The sequence below is a fragment of the Variovorax sp. P5_A3 genome, from assembly GCF_056400665.1.
Genome location: NZ_JBFUKW010000010.1, coordinates 262304 through 276115 on the forward strand (window position 1 = coordinate 262304; position 13812 = coordinate 276115).

Below are 13812 nucleotides of genomic sequence, written 5' to 3' on the forward strand. Positions count from 1 at the left end.
GTCAATACACCGAACAGTGGAACAAGTCGGAAGCGCTATTCGACGACGGCGTCGCCGTCCTTGCGGATCGACGTGCGATCGCGGCGGTGGTCGTGGAGCCGCCCCAGCGTGCTGTCGAGCGCACGCTTGAGCTTGTCGGAGGCGCCGCGGAAAGCCTCGTCCATGTTGGGCGCGTGCTGCGTCACGGCCAGCGGCTGATGGTGGGCGAGGCGGGCCTCCATCACGCAGCGCTTGTCGCCACCGCCGCTGGTGGTGTGTTTCTCGTCGCTGAGATGGACTTCCACCCGTGTCACGTCGTCGGTGAAGCGGCTCAGGCATTGCCGTATTTCTCCATCTGCCCAGCGTTCCAGTGCGTCCTTGTTCTCGAGACCGTTGCTCGTGTTCACTTGAATCTGCATGCCGTGTCCTTTCATTCGCCTGGTGAGCAAGGCCCTACTTTGCGCCCATTACGGCCGGCCATGCGTAAGCATTTGGGCAACGCGGCCGAGGTTCGAATGACCACACGGCCGACTGGCTTGAGCCCGAACAGCGGCCGCAGCCAGCGGAAGCGGCGGATCAGGCCATCGGTCAGCGCCCAGCACCCGGCCACCGTGATCGCGACCAGCATGGCCGGCTCCAGCACCGGCCCGGTCCGCAACGAGGCCAGTGCGACCGCCGCGGCAATGATCAGCGTCTGGTGCAGGATGTACCAGGGGTAGACCGATTCGTTCGCCCATCCGAGCCAGGGCCGGGGGCGGTTCAGGTGGCGGTGGGCGAAGCCCAGGATGGCCGCAATCGCCGTCCAGAGGTAGGCCGATCGAAGCACCCGCGTGGCCCAGGCGCCGATCTGGGCGTCGGCGCCGGCAAGTTTCAGCGCGATGAAAGCGGCGATGCAGGCCACGGCAAGCGCGAGCGACCAGCGGCGCAGCCGTTCCAGTTCGCGCCAGATGCCCTCGTCGACACCCATCCAGTAGCCGTAGAGGAACACGGTGAAGTACAGCGCGTGCAGATACCAGTCGTGGATGAGGTCGTGCGTCGCCGGAAAATGCGGGGACAGCACGAGCGCGAACAGCATCAGCGGCAGGGCGGGGAACGCCAGCAGCCGCCAACGCCGAAGTCCGGTGAATGCGCTGCGAAGACGCAGGATGGGCACGGATCGCATCACCGGCACCAGCAGCGCGAGGACTGCGGTGTAGGTGAAGAGATAGGGGAGGTACCAGAGGTGATTCCACGTCATGGGAAAGTCCGACCCGTCGAATGCGCCTTTGGGCCATGGGCCGCCCACCAGGTAGCGCGCCATGAAGGCCGCGAAGCCCGGCGCCACCAGTCCATTCGCGACGCCCTGGGCGTAGGCCTGGTAGGGCACGATCACCGCCATCCCGAAGACCAGTGGCAGCAGCAGGCGCAGCGCCCGCTGCCGGATCAGGGCGAGCGGCGTCAACCCTTTGCTCAGGAACCCGAAGGCCACGCCCGAGACCAGGAACACGAGGTCCATGCGCCAGACGTTGACCACCACCATGGGCCATCGCAGCCATTCCGCGGCGTGCGGGCTCTTGATGTGCCAGGGCCATCCGGCCACGTAGTACATCCCCACGTGGTAGAGGATGAGCAGCAGGAAGGCCAGTGCCCGCAGCGCGTCGATGTCGTGTCGCCGATTCGTTGTCGCCATGCCGTGCTCCTTGTGTGAACGCGGATGCCATGGTCCGGCGCCGGGTGGCCGAGGCGGGCGACAAGGTGACGATCCAAGTGCGCTTTGTGACCAGCGGCGCCTTCGAGGGACGAAAAGTCGTTCGTCCCGCCGGATTTCGTGAGAATCCGCGCATGAGCGAGCCCCGGCAGAACCTGTTCGAGCGCTACCGGCCCTTCCGGCGGTGGGTCGAAGCGGGCTTCTGGCTCCTGATCCTGACCGTGCAGGCGGCCTTCGCCACGGTGGTCGCGGTGATCGACGTGCGCCAGGCCGGGCGCGACATCCCGACCTGGCAGCCGGTGACCTGGGAGATTTCGAGCCACCTGGCCCTTCTGGCGCTGGTGCCGGTGGTCATCGCCTTCGAACGACGGTTTCCCCTGAACCGATCGACCTGGCAGCGGAACTGGGCGTGGCACGTGCTGGGCAGCGTGGTCTTCAGCCTGGCGCACGTGGCGCTGATGGTGGGCTTGCGCGAGATCGTCTATGCCTGGGCCGGCAGCCGCTACGACTTCGGCGACTGGCTGGCGAAGTGGCCCTACGAATATCTCAAGGATGCGCGCACCTACGCGCTCTTCCTGCTGGCGATCATGAGCTACCGGCTTTTCATGCTTCGCTTGCAGGGTGAGGCGCGCGTGCTCGATCCGCCAGAAACGGCGGCGCTGCCGGCGTCGCCGCAGCCCGGCGAATCGCCGGAGATGCCGGAAGCGTCCGAGTCACCGCAAAGGCCCGACCGGTTTCTCGTGCGCAAGCTGCGCCGCGAATTCCTGATCGGCGCCAACGACATCGATTGGCTGCAGGCACAGGGCAACTATGTGGGCTTGCGCGTGAATGGGCACGACTACCTGCTGCGCGCCACACTGACGGACTTCCTCGCGCAACTCGATCCCGCGCGCTACGTGCGGGTGCACCGAAGCTACGCCGCCAACCTGGACCGCATCGCCGAGATCGAGCCGCTCGACGGCGGCGACGCGCGCCTGCACATGCGCGACGGCACGCACATCCCGTGCAGCCGCCGCTACCGGCCCGCGCTGCGCGCCTGACGCCGCGCCGCCCCGGCGACAATCGAGGCTCCGTCCCCCGCAGAAAGAGAAAGACATCCCGATGGCCATCCAGTGGTTCCCCGGTCACATGCACCTGACCCAGAAGGCCATCGCCGAGCGCATCAAGGACATCGACGTCGTCATCGAGCTGCTCGATGCCAGGCTGCCCGGATCCAGCGCCAATCCGATGCTGGCCGATCTCACCGGCCACAAGCCGGGCCTGAAGGTGCTCAACAAGCAGGACCTGGCCGACCCCGATCGCACCGCGCTCTGGCTCGCGCACTACAACGCGCAGCCGGCCACCCGCGCCATCGGGCTCGACGCGAGCCAGACCACGCCCGCACGGCAACTCATCGACGCCTGCCACGAACTCGCCCCGCTGCGCGGCGGCATGGCCAAGCCGATGCGCGTGCTGATCTGCGGCATCCCCAACGTCGGCAAGTCCACGCTCATCAACACGCTGACCGGCAGCCGGAAGGCCAAGACCGGCGACGAGGCCGGCATCACCAAGCTGGAGCAGCGCATCACGCTGGCCGACGACTTCTACCTGTGGGACACGCCCGGCATGCTGTGGCCGCGCATCATCGTCGCGAAAAGCGGCTACAACCTCGCTGCGAGCGGCGCCGTCGGCCGCAATGCCTTCGACGAGGAGGAGGTCGCGCTCGAACTGCTCGACTACCTGAAGCGCCACTATGCGGGACTGGTCGAGGCGCGCTTCAAGATCGATCCGATCTCGGGCCTGAGCGACGAAGAGGTGCTGGAGTCGATCGGCCGCAAGCGCGGCGCGCTGCTGGGCAAGGGCCGCGTCAACCTGCAGAAGGCGGCCGAGATCGTGATGCACGAATTCCGCAGCGGCAACATGGGCCGCGTCACGCTGGAAACGCCTGCAGAGTTCGCGGAGTGGCTCGCTGCCGGCCAGCGTGTGGACGCGGAGCGCAAGGCGAAGAAGGAGGCTCGGGCCCGCAAGAAAGGCACGGGCCGTCGAGCGGACGACCCGCCAGCCGAAGCGCCTTAGAGGCGGCACTCGCTCAGCGAAGTCCCGCCGACTGCGCCACCTCGGCCTGCCCGGCCCCGCGAGCGATCTCGATGGCCGTGAGGCCGCGATCGTCGCGCATGTCGGGCCTGGCCCCGCGCGTGAGCAACAGCCGGACGGCGTCGGCGTGCCCTTGGCCTGCGGCCCACATCAGCAGCGTCAAGTTGTGGTCGTAGGTCGCGTTGATGTCGAGGCCGGCCGCAAGCAGGGCCTCCAGCGCAGCCGCGTTGCCCTGGCCCGCCGCGTACACCGGTGCCGACTTGTTCATGCGGTCGACCGCATCGATGTGCGCCCCGGCGGCGAGCAGGCGCTTCACGAGTTCGGCATTGCCGCTGTAGCTTGCCGCCATCAACGGCGTGACCTGCTCGACCGAAGCCAGGTTCACATCGGCTTTCGCTTCGATCAAGGCAATGCCCATCGCTGCGTTTCCCTTTTCGCAGGCGATGAGTAAAGGCGTCTTGCCGACGCGATTGCGTGAATTCACGGCTGCGCCTTGTGCGAGCAATTCCTTCACCCGCGCGAGCTGGCCTTCTCTGGTGGCGACGAGCAATTGGGCGTTGGGACTCGGATCGGTCTGGGGCTGGGCCATGGAAGGCGTGGGAACCATCGACATGAGCAGTGCGCAACACCATGACATCAGCACGCAAAAGCGCAGGGAGGCCGGTCTCTTCATCGTTATTGTCCCCATCGAAAAATGCTGCAGTGCACCGAAAGAATTCCCTGTTCAGTGGACCCGATAGTCGATACGCTTGCAAGAGAGGCATGACAGCCGAACCGTCCGCGGACGGTCTGAATGCTGTTGCGGGCGCGCTTCCACCACGCGCTGCATCCTCGCCTCGCGAGCCGGTTCCCGGCCTCGCCGCGGTGGCAATAAGAAGGCAAACAACGCCTGAGGAGACCCGCGATGCCCAAGAAGTTCAAGACTCTTCGCGACCGGCGCTGCGCGCTCGTTGCAGTACCCGCGCTGGCGCTGTTTTCGGCGGCCGCCTTCGGGCAGGCCGAGGTGACAGGGCAGGCCGCTGCCACGGGCTCACCGGTACCGAAGACGATCTCGGTATCGCAGCGCCAGCTCGATGCCGCCGACAAGGAAGCGTCCAACTTCCTGCATTCGAACATGAGCTATGCGCAGACCCGCTACTACCCGGCGGCGCAGATCAACACGAGCAATGTCGGCAAGCTGCGACCGGCCTTCACCTTCCAGACCGAAGTGCTCGAGTCGATGGAGACTGCGCCGATCGTCGTCGATGGCGTCATGTACATCACCACCTCCTACAACCACATCTATGCGCTCGATGCCGCCACTGGCAAGGAGTTCTGGCACTACAAGCACAAGATGGGTCCGGTCACGACCTTCTGTTGCGGCCCGAACAATCGCGGTGTCGCCATCATGGGCGACCGCCTGTACATGGGCACCCTGGACGCCAAGCTGATGGCCTTCGATGCGAAGAGCGGCAAGGTGCTGTGGTCGACCCAGATCGGCGACCCCGAACTGGGCTACTCCGAGACCATGGCGCCGGTCGCCGTGGACGGCAAGATCCTCATCGGTACCAACGGCGGCGAGTACGGCATCCGGGGCTTCGTGAAGGCCTTCGACGCCAACGACGGCAAGCTGCTCTGGACCTTCGACACCGTGCCTGAAAAGGGGCACGAAGGCGTGTGGGCCGTCAACGACGCGACCCAGCGGAATCTCCATCGCGACATCGAAGCCGAGAAGGCACAACTCGCCAAGGGCGGCGACTTCTACAAGTCGCTGGGCGGTGGTGTCTGGATGGCGCCCGCTGTCGACAGGGAAACGGGCACCGCGTTCTTCGTGGTCGGAAACCCGAGTCCCGACCTCTACGGTGCCGAACGCCCCGGCGACAACCTCTATACCGACTCGATCGTCGCGGTCGACCTGAACACCGGCAAGTACAAGTGGCACTACCAGTACGTGCCGCACGACGTCTGGGATCTCGACGCCGTCTCCCCGGTGATCCTGACCGAGGCGAAGGGCAAGGACGGGAAGATGCGCAAGGTGGCGATCCACGGTGGCAAGACCGGACACATCTACGTGCACGATCGCGCCACCGGCGAGTTGATCCGCTTCAGCGAGGCGATGATCCCGCAGGAAAACATGTGGGTACTGCCGACCAAGGACGGCGCGCGCATGCTGCCCGGCGCCAATGGCGGCGTCGAATGGAGCCCGATGGCGGTCAACCCGAAGCTGCACCTGGCCTACGCGGCCAACCTGCACCAGCCGATGACCTACCACGTCGAAGAGGCCAAGTACCCCGGTGGCAAGCTGTGGCTGGGTGGCGCCTTCAAGGTGATTCCTTCCGAGCAGCAGTCGGGACGGCTCGTGGCGGTCAACATCGACAGCGGCAAGGTCGCTTGGAAGTTCGACACGGCGCAGCCGCTCATCGGTGGCGTCCTGGCCACGGGCGGCAATTTGGTCTTCAACGGCGAGGGCAATGGCCTCTTCCGTGCGTTCGACGCCAGGAACGGCAAGAAGCTCTGGGAATACCAGGCTGGTGCCGGCGTGAATGCGCCCCCAGTGTCCTACGCGGTCGGCGGCAAGCAGTACATCGCCGTCGCCGCGGGCGGCAACACGCAACTCGACTTCAAGCGCGGGAATTCGGTGATCGTCTTCGGGTTGCAGTGACCCCCCCCGTTGCTTGCTCACTGCGTGTAGCCGCCTCCCCCCTCGAGGGGGCAACAACAGCGGCCCGGCAAAGCCGGTTCCGCGTTGTTTTACGAACGCGCCTCGCTGCGCTTGCGGCTGGAGCGGTCGTGGCTTGTGGAGGTGCGGCGGCGCAACAGGCCGCCTCGCCACCGGCTGCGGTGCCGGCGAAGGCGGCGGCTTGCGCTGCCTGCCATGGGGCGGATGGGCAGCCTATCCAGTCGGTGTATCCGATCATCGCGGGGCAGACCTCGCGCTATCTCTACCTCCAGTTGCGCGACTTCCAGGAAGGGCGCCGGACGAACGAGCTCATGACGCCGATGGTCGCGGGCATGACGCGCGACGAGATGCGCGAGCTGGCGGATTACTTCGCCGCGCAGAAGCCGCCGCGCCAGCGTTTCACGCCGAACGCGGAGAAGGTGAAGCTCGGCGGCCTCAAGACGCAGGAGACGCTCTGCACGATGTGTCACCTCGGCGGCTTCGCCGGCCAGAACGAGGTGCCGCGCGTGTCGGGGCAGAACTACGACTACATCGTCAAGCAGCTCTCCGACTTCAAGGCACGCAAGCGAACCAACGATGCCGGGACCATGACCAGCGTGGCGAACACGCTGAGCGCGCAGGACATCGAGAACGTCGCGCATTTCCTCACGGGACTCTGAGCCGGCCCGCCGCGCTCACGTTGCAAGCTCGATCGGCGCCTCCTGCGCGATGTAGGGCACGTGCCGGAAATCGCGGATGTTGCTGACCTCGCCGTCGCGCCATCGAAGCTCGATGAAGTAGCCCGGTCGCACGCCGCCAGGCTCGCGCATCACGGCCAGTACTTCGCGGCCGTCCAGCCACGCCGGCACCAGGTGCCAGTCGACCTGCCGGTCGTAGTTCGTGAAATAGACGCCCACTTCGCGCCGGCCGGCCGCCTTGCGCCGCGACACAAGGTCGAGGCGGACCTCGTCGGCCAGCATGGCGCGGACGCCGTCCCAGTCGCGGGCGTTGAACAGGCTCGCATAGCGAAGCAATGCCGGCGAGATCGGTGTGCGCGGGCCGGGCGAAGCGGCTGCGGCAGCGGGCGCGTCCGACAACTGCTGCAGCAGCGTGCGCCCCCGATGCAGCGCCGCCTTGACCGCAGGCACGCTCAGTTCCAGTTCGGCGGCGATCTCGTCCAGCGAATGGTCGAGCACGTCCTTGAGGATCACGCTGCCGCGCTGCGCCGGCGCGAGTTGGAGGAAGCACGACAGCGCCGCGCGCAGCGCCTGGCTGCGCGCGAGCGCGTTGTCGGGCTCGCGCGCCTCGTCGTCGGCGACGTCCAGTGCTGTTTCGATCGGTTCGGTGCGCAGATGAGCCTCGTGCCGCCAGTGGTCGATCGCGCGGTTGTGCGCAATGCGAAACAGCCAGGGACGCAGCGGCGGCAACTCCTTCAGTTCCGACAACTGGTAGTAGGCCCGCGCCAGCGTGTCCTGCACCACGTCCTCGCCGTCGGCGACCGAGCCGGTCATGCGCGTGCAATAGCGGTGCAGGTCCGGCCGGATGTCGGCGACCAGCGCCAGGAACTGGCGCCGCCCCTCCTCGAGGGTCGCGATGATTTCATTGGCCGAAGAAGCCATACGAGCCGATCTCCGTCATGTCGACGGCGACCGGCGGCTCCTCGCAGCGGTCGCGGATGCCGGCCGCGAAGGCCTTGAACTCGGGCAACGATGTCAGCGCGTTGCTGCCATCGGGTTCCTCGTGCGATGAGATGTGCATGAAGCTCACGCCATCGGCGAGCCGGAAAGTGGCGTAGCGCAGGCCGGCGGGCTTGAGGCGGTGGAGTTCCTCGTAGACCTTGCGGCTGAGGCTCTCGTTCTCGGCCACGCGATCGGGCTTGAGCTTGTATCGCACCATGTGTTTCATGATCGGACCTTTCACCGGCGGCGCCGGAAATGATTGTGTGACAAAGACGATCGAGTGGCCCGAAAGGATGCGGTCCGGCCGCCTCTGCAAGAAATTCCGCCGGCGCCTATGCTCGCGGGCTTGCCCGGGCCGAACCGTCCGATTCGCGCCTGGTTCCCATGTTTCGCTCAAGGAGTCCTCTTCCATGCGTCACCATCCACTCGGCCGTACCGGTCTGTTCGTGTCCGAACTCTGCCTGGGCACCATGACCTTCGGCGGCACCGACGGCTTCTGGTCGAAGATCGGCGAGGTGCAGCAGGCCGATGCCGATCGCCTCGTCGGCGCCGCCCTCGACGGCGGCATCAATTTCATCGACACCGCTGACGTTTATTCGGGCGGCCTGTCGGAGCAGATCACAGGGCAGGCGCTGAAGAACCTGAAGGTGCCCCGCGAGAACGTCATCGTCGCGACCAAGGTGCTCGGCGAAACGGGCACGGGCCCCAATGCGCGGGGCGCCTCGCGCGGCCACATCATGGACGGCGTGAAGGCCAGCCTGAAGCGGCTGCAGCTCGACCACATCGACCTCTACCAGATCCACGGCTTCGATCCGGCGACGCCGATCGAGGAAACGGTGCGCGCCCTCGACCTGCTCGTGCGGCAGGGCCATGTGCGCTATGTCGGTGTATCCAACTGGGCCGCCTGGCAGATCGCCAAGGCGCTGGGCATCGCCGAACGCTGGGGGCTGTCGCGATTCGAATCGCTGCAGGCCTACTACACCGTCGCCGGCCGCGACCTCGAACGGGAGCTGGTCCCGATGCTTCGCAGCGAAGGCGTCGGGCTGATGGTGTGGAGCCCACTGGCGGGCGGGCTGCTCAGCGGCAAGTTCGGCCGCGACCAGCAGGGCGAGCAGGGCAGCCGTCGCACCACCTTCGACTTTCCGCCCGTCGACAAGGACCGCGCCTACGACTGCATCGACGCGATGCGCGTCATTGCGCAGGCACGCGGCGTCTCGGTGGCGCAGATCGCGCTCGCCTGGCTGCTGCACCAGCCGCAGGTGACGAGCGTCATTGTCGGCGCGAAGCGGCCCGAGCAGCTTGCCGACAACATGGCCGCCACGCAGGTTGCCTTGACCGCGGCCGAACTGGAACAGATCGACGCGGTGAGCCGCCTGCCTGCCGAGTACCCCGGATGGATGTTCGAGCGCCAGGGCGAATACCGTCGGAAGCAGGTCGCCGAATCGGCCCGCTGAGGCCATCGGCTCTCCCGCGATTGGTTGCGACAGCAGGCCCAATGCAACCGGTCTGCATACTTTTAGGGTTGTCACTCTCTTCGAAGTTTCGCCTTGTAGCCTAAGGTCTCGAAACATTCAGACACTTGGAGATCTTCGACATGGCATTGAGTTTCAAGCTTCTCGCGGTGGCGGGCGCTATCGCGTTTTCCGCCGGAGCCTTCGCGGCCGATCCGATCAAGATCGGCGTCGATGGGCCCTTTACGGGCGGGTCGTCTTCGATGGGCGTGAGCATGCGCGACGGCGTGCGACTGGCCACCGAGGAAATCAACAAGTCCGGCGGCGTGATGGGCCGGCAGATCCAATTGGTCGAGCGCGACGACGAGGCCAAGAACGAGCGCGGCGTGCAGATCGCCCAGGAATTCATCAACAAGGAAAAGGTCGTGGCCGTCGTCGGCTATATCAACACGGGGGTGGCACTGGCCTCGCAGCGATTCTTCCAGGACGCCAAGATCCCGGTGATGAACAACGTCGCGACGGGCTCCGTCGTCACGCATCAGTTCGACAAGGACCCTGACAACTACGTCTTCCGCAACGCGGCGCACGACAGCATCCAGGCGCCGATGATCGTCGAGGAAGCCGTGACCCGCCGTGGCTACAAGAAGGTCGCGATCCTGGCCGACTCGACCAACTACGGCCAGCTCGGCCGCGAGGACCTGGAGAAGGCGCTGGGCGCCAAGGGCATCAAGGCGGTCGCGGTCGAGAAGTTCAACATCAAGGACGTCGACATGACGGCCCAGTTGCTGAAGGCCAAGGAAGCCGGCGCCGAAGCCGTGCTGACCTACGGCATCGGTCCCGAACTGGCACAGATTGCCAACGGCATGACCAAGCTGGGCTGGAAGGTGCCGATCGTCGGCAGCTGGACCTTGTCCATGGCCAACTTCATCGACAACGCCGGCCCCGGCGGCGAGGGCGCGCGCATGCCGCAGACCTTTATCCAGGAGCCGACCACGCCGAAGCGCAAGGCCTTCATCGCCAACTACCTGAAGACCTTCAAGCCGAAGAACGACCGCATCGATTCGCCGGTGTCGGCCGCCCAGGGCTACGACTCGGTCTACCTGCTTGCCGCCGCGATCACCCAGGCCGGCAGCACCGACGGCCCGAAGATCAAGGCTGCACTGGAAGACCTGAAGACCCCGGTCGAAGGCGTGGTGACGACCTACAACAAGCCTTTCTCGAAGGATGATCATGATGCGATCACCGCGAACATCCCCGTGTTCGGCGAAGTGAAAGGTGGTCGTGTGGTCTACGCCAATGCCGACGACATGAAGAACGCCTCCCAGGTGCGCATGAAGAACATGGCCGCCAACGACGCGTTGATCCCGAAGAAATAAGCAGCGTCCCATGACGGCGCCGCCGCGGGTTCGCTCCCGCCGCGGCGCCTTTTTGTGCCACCGCATTGCAAGAACCGCCATGCAAATCCTGACCCAACTCATCTTCAGCGGTATCGCACTGGGCATGATCTACGCCGTCATCGCCTTCGGCTATCAGCTCACCTTTGCCACGTCGGACACGCTCAACTTCGGGCAGGGCGACGCGCTCATGCTCGGCGCGCTCGTGGGTCTGACTCTGGTCACGCTGGGCGTGAACTACTGGCTGATGATCCCGATCGTGTGTCTGTTCGGCGCCGTGCAGGGCGCAGTGGTGGAGCGCATCGGTGTGCGGCCGGCAATCAAGATCAAGTCGGAGTTCGGCTGGATCATGTCGACCATCGCGCTGGGCATCATCTTCAAGAACGTGGCGGAGAACGTCTGGGGCCGCGACGACCTGAAGTTCCCGTCGCCACTGCCGGAGGCGCCGATCAAGTTTCTCAATGCCAACGTGCTGCCGATGGAAATCCTGGTGGTGGTGGGCGCGGTTCTCATGATGCTGGCGGTGGAAGTCTTCAACCGCCGCTCGATCTACGGCAAGGCGGTGGTGGCGACTTTCAACGACCGAGACGCGGCAAAGCTCATGGGCATCAACACGGGGCTCGTCATCACCTTCTCGTATGCGCTGTCGTCGTTGACGGCCGCGTTCGCCGGTGTCCTGATCGCGCCGCTGACGTTGACGGGCGCGACCATGGGCGCGGTGCTCGGGCTCAAGGCCTTCGCGGTCGCGATCATCGGCGGGTTGACCAGCGGGATGGGCATCATCCTCGGCGGGATCATCCTCGGCATCGCGGAGACCACCACCGGTTTCTATCTCAGCACGGGCTACAAGGACGTGCCCGGTCTCGTGCTGCTACTGATCGTCTTGGCGGTGCGGCCAGCCGGCCTGTTCGGCAAGACCGCAATCAAGAAAGTCTGAGCGCAGCCTCGAAACCATCAATGAAAACCGGACGCCTTCTTCTCGCCCTCGCGGGCTTCGCCGCGCTGATGCTGTTCCCGATCGGCATCGACAACCCGTACTACATCCACCTGCTCGAGACCATCATGATCTACGCGATCCTGCTGTTCGGGCTGGACATCGTGGTGGGCTACACCGGGCAGGTCTCGCTGGGCCATGCGGGCCTGTTCGGCCTGGGTGCCTACACAGCCGGGGTGCTGGTCTACAAGATGGGCGCGCTGCTCATGGTGTCCCTGGTCGCGGCGGTGGGAGTCACCGCGCTGTTCGGCGCGATCCTCGCGCTGCCGGCCCTGCGGGTGACGGGGCCCTACCTTGCAATGGTCACGCTGGCCTTCGGCACGATCATCCAGATCCTCATCAATGAGATGAGCTTCATCACCGAAGGGCCGATGGGCATCAAGCTCAGCAAGCCGCCGCTGTTCGGCCACAAGCTCGACGAGCGCGAGTTCTTCTGGCTGGTCGCGGTGATGCTGGTGCTCTCACTCATCGTGGTGCACCGCATCCTGCGCTCGCACCTCGGACGCGCCTTCGAAGCGCTGCGCGGCAGCCCGGTGGCGTCGGACTGCATGGGCGTGTCGGTGTACCGCTACAAAGTCTACGCCTTCGTGATCAGTGCGGGCTTTGCCGGCCTGGCGGGCAGCCTGTATGCGTACTCCGAGCAGTACATCTCGCCGAACACCTACAACTTCGAGCTGACGGTGTTGTTCCTGCTGGCGGTGATCATGGGCGGTCGCAAAAGCCGCATCGGCTCGATGATCGGCGCGGCCATCATCGTGCTGTTGCCCAAGCTGCTCGATGACGTGGTGCTGTTCCGCTACGTGTCGGTGGGCCTGGCGGTGCTGGTGATGATCGTGGCCGCCGTGGGCATCCAGCGCCAGCGTGTCACGTCGAAGCAGATGGCGATCCCGGTGGTCGGCAGCATCGCGCTCGCGGGGCTGTCCTTCTCGCTGGAAACGATGACCGACTGGCGGCTCTCGATCTTCGGCGTGATCATGCTGTTCGTCGTGTACTACCTGCAGGACGGCATCGTCGGCTTCGTGCGCAATGCGCTCAACCTGCGGCGGCCGAAGGCGCAGGTCGAGGCGGTCGGGCCGGGCGTCGCGCCGTCCGATGCCGTGACGGTCGCCGCGTCGGGAAGCGGCGCGGCGGAAGTGCTCAAGGCATCGGGCGTGCTCATGCAGTTCGGTGGACTCAAGGCGCTGAACAACGTCGACCTGACGGTGCGGCGCGGCAGCATTCACGGCCTGATCGGGCCCAACGGCTCGGGCAAGAGCACGATGATGAACGTGCTGACCGGCATCTACGTGCCCACTGCGGGCGCCATCGAGTTCGGCGAGCGCTCCCTGGTCGGGCGCACGTCGGCGGACATCGCGCTGTCGGGCATTGCGCGCACCTTCCAGAATGTGCAGCTCTTCGGCGAGATGACGGCGCAGCAGAACGTGCAGGTCGGCCTGCATCACACGTTCAGGAGCAACCTGTTCGACGTGGCCGTGCACACGCCGCGCTACAAGCGCGAAAGTGCCGCAGCGGCCAGCCGCGCGCTGGGCCTGCTGAAGTTCGTCGGGCTGGAAGAGTTCGCGACGGAGGAGGCGCGCAACCTGCCCTATGGCAAGCAGCGCCTGCTCGAAATCGCCCGCGCGCTGGCGCTCGACCCGCAACTGCTGCTGCTCGACGAGCCGGCCGCCGGTCTCACCGCACCGGACATCAAGGAGCTGATCGCCATCATCCGCAAGATCCGCGAACACGGCGTGACCGTGATCCTGATCGAGCATCACATGGACGTGGTGATGAGCATGTGCGACACCGTCTCGGTGCTCGATTTCGGCCAGAAGATCGCCGAGGGCGAGCCTGCCCAGGTGCAGTCGGACGAGAAGGTCGTCGAGGCCTATCTCGGCGGCCAGGAATCGGCGGCACCGGCCGCGCATGCCGCGTGAG

At 65.7% G+C, this 13812-nt stretch carries 13 protein-coding genes; 8 read left to right on the plus strand and 5 right to left on the minus strand.

All coding sequences use genetic code 11. The annotated features are described in order from the left end of the window. Positions 1-35 precede the first annotated feature (35 nt). Together AC1D3B_RS18140 and AC1D3B_RS18145 are read right to left on the minus strand one after the other, a co-directional pair. Positions 36-398: an HPF/RaiA family ribosome-associated protein gene (locus AC1D3B_RS18140; protein ID WP_478192044.1), complete on the minus strand. Its 363-nt coding sequence runs from the start codon at positions 396-398 to the stop codon at positions 36-38. 11 nt (positions 399-409) lie between these two features. Then, positions 410-1648 carry an acyltransferase family protein gene (locus tag AC1D3B_RS18145; RefSeq protein WP_478192045.1) on the minus strand — a complete coding sequence of 413 codons (1239 nt, stop codon included), beginning with the start codon at positions 1646-1648 and terminating at the stop codon, positions 410-412. Between the two features lie 152 nt (positions 1649-1800). Here AC1D3B_RS18145 and AC1D3B_RS18150 point away from each other — a divergent pair, with 152 nt between their 5' ends. Both AC1D3B_RS18150 and ylqF read left to right on the plus strand, forming a co-directional pair. Further along, positions 1801-2706: a LytTR family DNA-binding domain-containing protein gene (locus AC1D3B_RS18150; protein ID WP_478192046.1), complete on the plus strand. Its 906-nt coding sequence runs from the start codon at positions 1801-1803 to the stop codon at positions 2704-2706. Positions 2707-2767: 61 nt separating this feature from the next. After that, positions 2768-3721, plus strand: coding sequence for a ribosome biogenesis GTPase YlqF (ylqF, locus tag AC1D3B_RS18155; RefSeq protein WP_478192047.1), 954 nt, complete (start codon positions 2768-2770; stop codon positions 3719-3721). 13 nt (positions 3722-3734) lie between these two features. On the opposite strand, the gene AC1D3B_RS18160 is transcribed toward ylqF, so the two are convergent. Continuing rightward, positions 3735-4412 carry an ankyrin repeat domain-containing protein gene (locus AC1D3B_RS18160; RefSeq protein WP_478192048.1) on the minus strand — a complete coding sequence of 226 codons (678 nt, stop codon included), beginning with the start codon at positions 4410-4412 and terminating at the stop codon, positions 3735-3737. Between the two features lie 231 nt (positions 4413-4643). Here AC1D3B_RS18160 and AC1D3B_RS18165 point away from each other — a divergent pair, with 231 nt between their 5' ends. Both AC1D3B_RS18165 and AC1D3B_RS18170 read left to right on the plus strand, forming a co-directional pair. Next, entirely contained in the window at positions 4644-6380 is a 1737-nt protein-coding gene (locus AC1D3B_RS18165; protein ID WP_478192049.1) for a PQQ-dependent dehydrogenase, methanol/ethanol family, read from the plus strand. Between the two features lie 128 nt (positions 6381-6508). Then, positions 6509-7057, plus strand: coding sequence for a c-type cytochrome (locus AC1D3B_RS18170; protein WP_478192050.1), 549 nt, complete (start codon positions 6509-6511; stop codon positions 7055-7057). Between the two features lie 15 nt (positions 7058-7072). On the opposite strand, the gene AC1D3B_RS18175 is transcribed toward AC1D3B_RS18170, so the two are convergent. Beyond that, positions 7073-7996, minus strand: a complete 924-nt coding sequence (locus AC1D3B_RS18175; RefSeq protein ID WP_478192051.1) for a sigma-70 family RNA polymerase sigma factor — start codon at positions 7994-7996, stop codon at positions 7073-7075. Then, the gene (locus tag AC1D3B_RS18180; protein WP_478192052.1) at positions 7977-8282 is read right to left on the minus strand and encodes a hypothetical protein; all 306 of its coding nucleotides are present in this window, start codon (positions 8280-8282) and stop codon (positions 7977-7979) included. The genes AC1D3B_RS18175 and AC1D3B_RS18180 overlap by 20 nt, the downstream gene beginning before the upstream one ends. Positions 8283-8466: 184 nt before the next feature. On the opposite strand from AC1D3B_RS18180, the gene AC1D3B_RS18185 reads away from it, so the two are divergent. The 4 genes from AC1D3B_RS18185 to AC1D3B_RS18200 all read left to right on the plus strand — a co-directional run bounded on the left by AC1D3B_RS18185 (position 8467) and on the right by AC1D3B_RS18200 (position 13811). After that, complete coding sequence (locus AC1D3B_RS18185) at positions 8467-9510, plus strand: aldo/keto reductase (protein WP_478192053.1); 1044 nt, start codon at positions 8467-8469, stop codon at positions 9508-9510. A 140-nt stretch (positions 9511-9650) separates the two neighbouring features. Further along, the gene (locus AC1D3B_RS18190; RefSeq protein ID WP_478192054.1) at positions 9651-10883 is read left to right on the plus strand and encodes an ABC transporter substrate-binding protein; all 1233 of its coding nucleotides are present in this window, start codon (positions 9651-9653) and stop codon (positions 10881-10883) included. Positions 10884-10962: 79 nt separating this feature from the next. Continuing rightward, positions 10963-11838: a branched-chain amino acid ABC transporter permease gene (locus AC1D3B_RS18195; protein WP_435514913.1), complete on the plus strand. Its 876-nt coding sequence runs from the start codon at positions 10963-10965 to the stop codon at positions 11836-11838. 20 nt (positions 11839-11858) lie between these two features. Continuing rightward, positions 11859-13811 carry an ABC transporter permease subunit gene (locus tag AC1D3B_RS18200; protein ID WP_478192055.1) on the plus strand — a complete coding sequence of 651 codons (1953 nt, stop codon included), beginning with the start codon at positions 11859-11861 and terminating at the stop codon, positions 13809-13811. Position 13812: the final 1 nt, after the last annotated feature.

What these genes read in the sequence shown, in the direction of transcription:
- AC1D3B_RS18180 (WP_478192052.1), bottom strand. Translation starts at nt 8,282, where the DNA reads ATGAAACACATGGTGCGATACAAGCTCAAGCCCGATCGCGTGGCCGAG.
- AC1D3B_RS18160 (WP_478192048.1), bottom strand. Translation starts at nt 4,412, where the DNA reads ATGAAGAGACCGGCCTCCCTGCGCTTTTGCGTGCTGATGTCATGGTGT.
- AC1D3B_RS18165 (WP_478192049.1), top strand. Translation starts at nt 4,644, where the DNA reads ATGCCCAAGAAGTTCAAGACTCTTCGCGACCGGCGCTGCGCGCTCGTT.
- AC1D3B_RS18190 (WP_478192054.1), top strand. Translation starts at nt 9,651, where the DNA reads ATGGCATTGAGTTTCAAGCTTCTCGCGGTGGCGGGCGCTATCGCGTTT.
- AC1D3B_RS18150 (WP_478192046.1), top strand. Translation starts at nt 1,801, where the DNA reads ATGAGCGAGCCCCGGCAGAACCTGTTCGAGCGCTACCGGCCCTTCCGG.
- AC1D3B_RS18195 (WP_435514913.1), top strand. Translation starts at nt 10,963, where the DNA reads ATGCAAATCCTGACCCAACTCATCTTCAGCGGTATCGCACTGGGCATG.
- AC1D3B_RS18185 (WP_478192053.1), top strand. Translation starts at nt 8,467, where the DNA reads ATGCGTCACCATCCACTCGGCCGTACCGGTCTGTTCGTGTCCGAACTC.
- AC1D3B_RS18140 (WP_478192044.1), bottom strand. Translation starts at nt 398, where the DNA reads ATGCAGATTCAAGTGAACACGAGCAACGGTCTCGAGAACAAGGACGCA.
- AC1D3B_RS18175 (WP_478192051.1), bottom strand. Translation starts at nt 7,996, where the DNA reads ATGGCTTCTTCGGCCAATGAAATCATCGCGACCCTCGAGGAGGGGCGG.
- AC1D3B_RS18200 (WP_478192055.1), top strand. Translation starts at nt 11,859, where the DNA reads ATGAAAACCGGACGCCTTCTTCTCGCCCTCGCGGGCTTCGCCGCGCTG.
- AC1D3B_RS18145 (WP_478192045.1), bottom strand. Translation starts at nt 1,648, where the DNA reads ATGGCGACAACGAATCGGCGACACGACATCGACGCGCTGCGGGCACTG.
- ylqF (WP_478192047.1), top strand. Translation starts at nt 2,768, where the DNA reads ATGGCCATCCAGTGGTTCCCCGGTCACATGCACCTGACCCAGAAGGCC.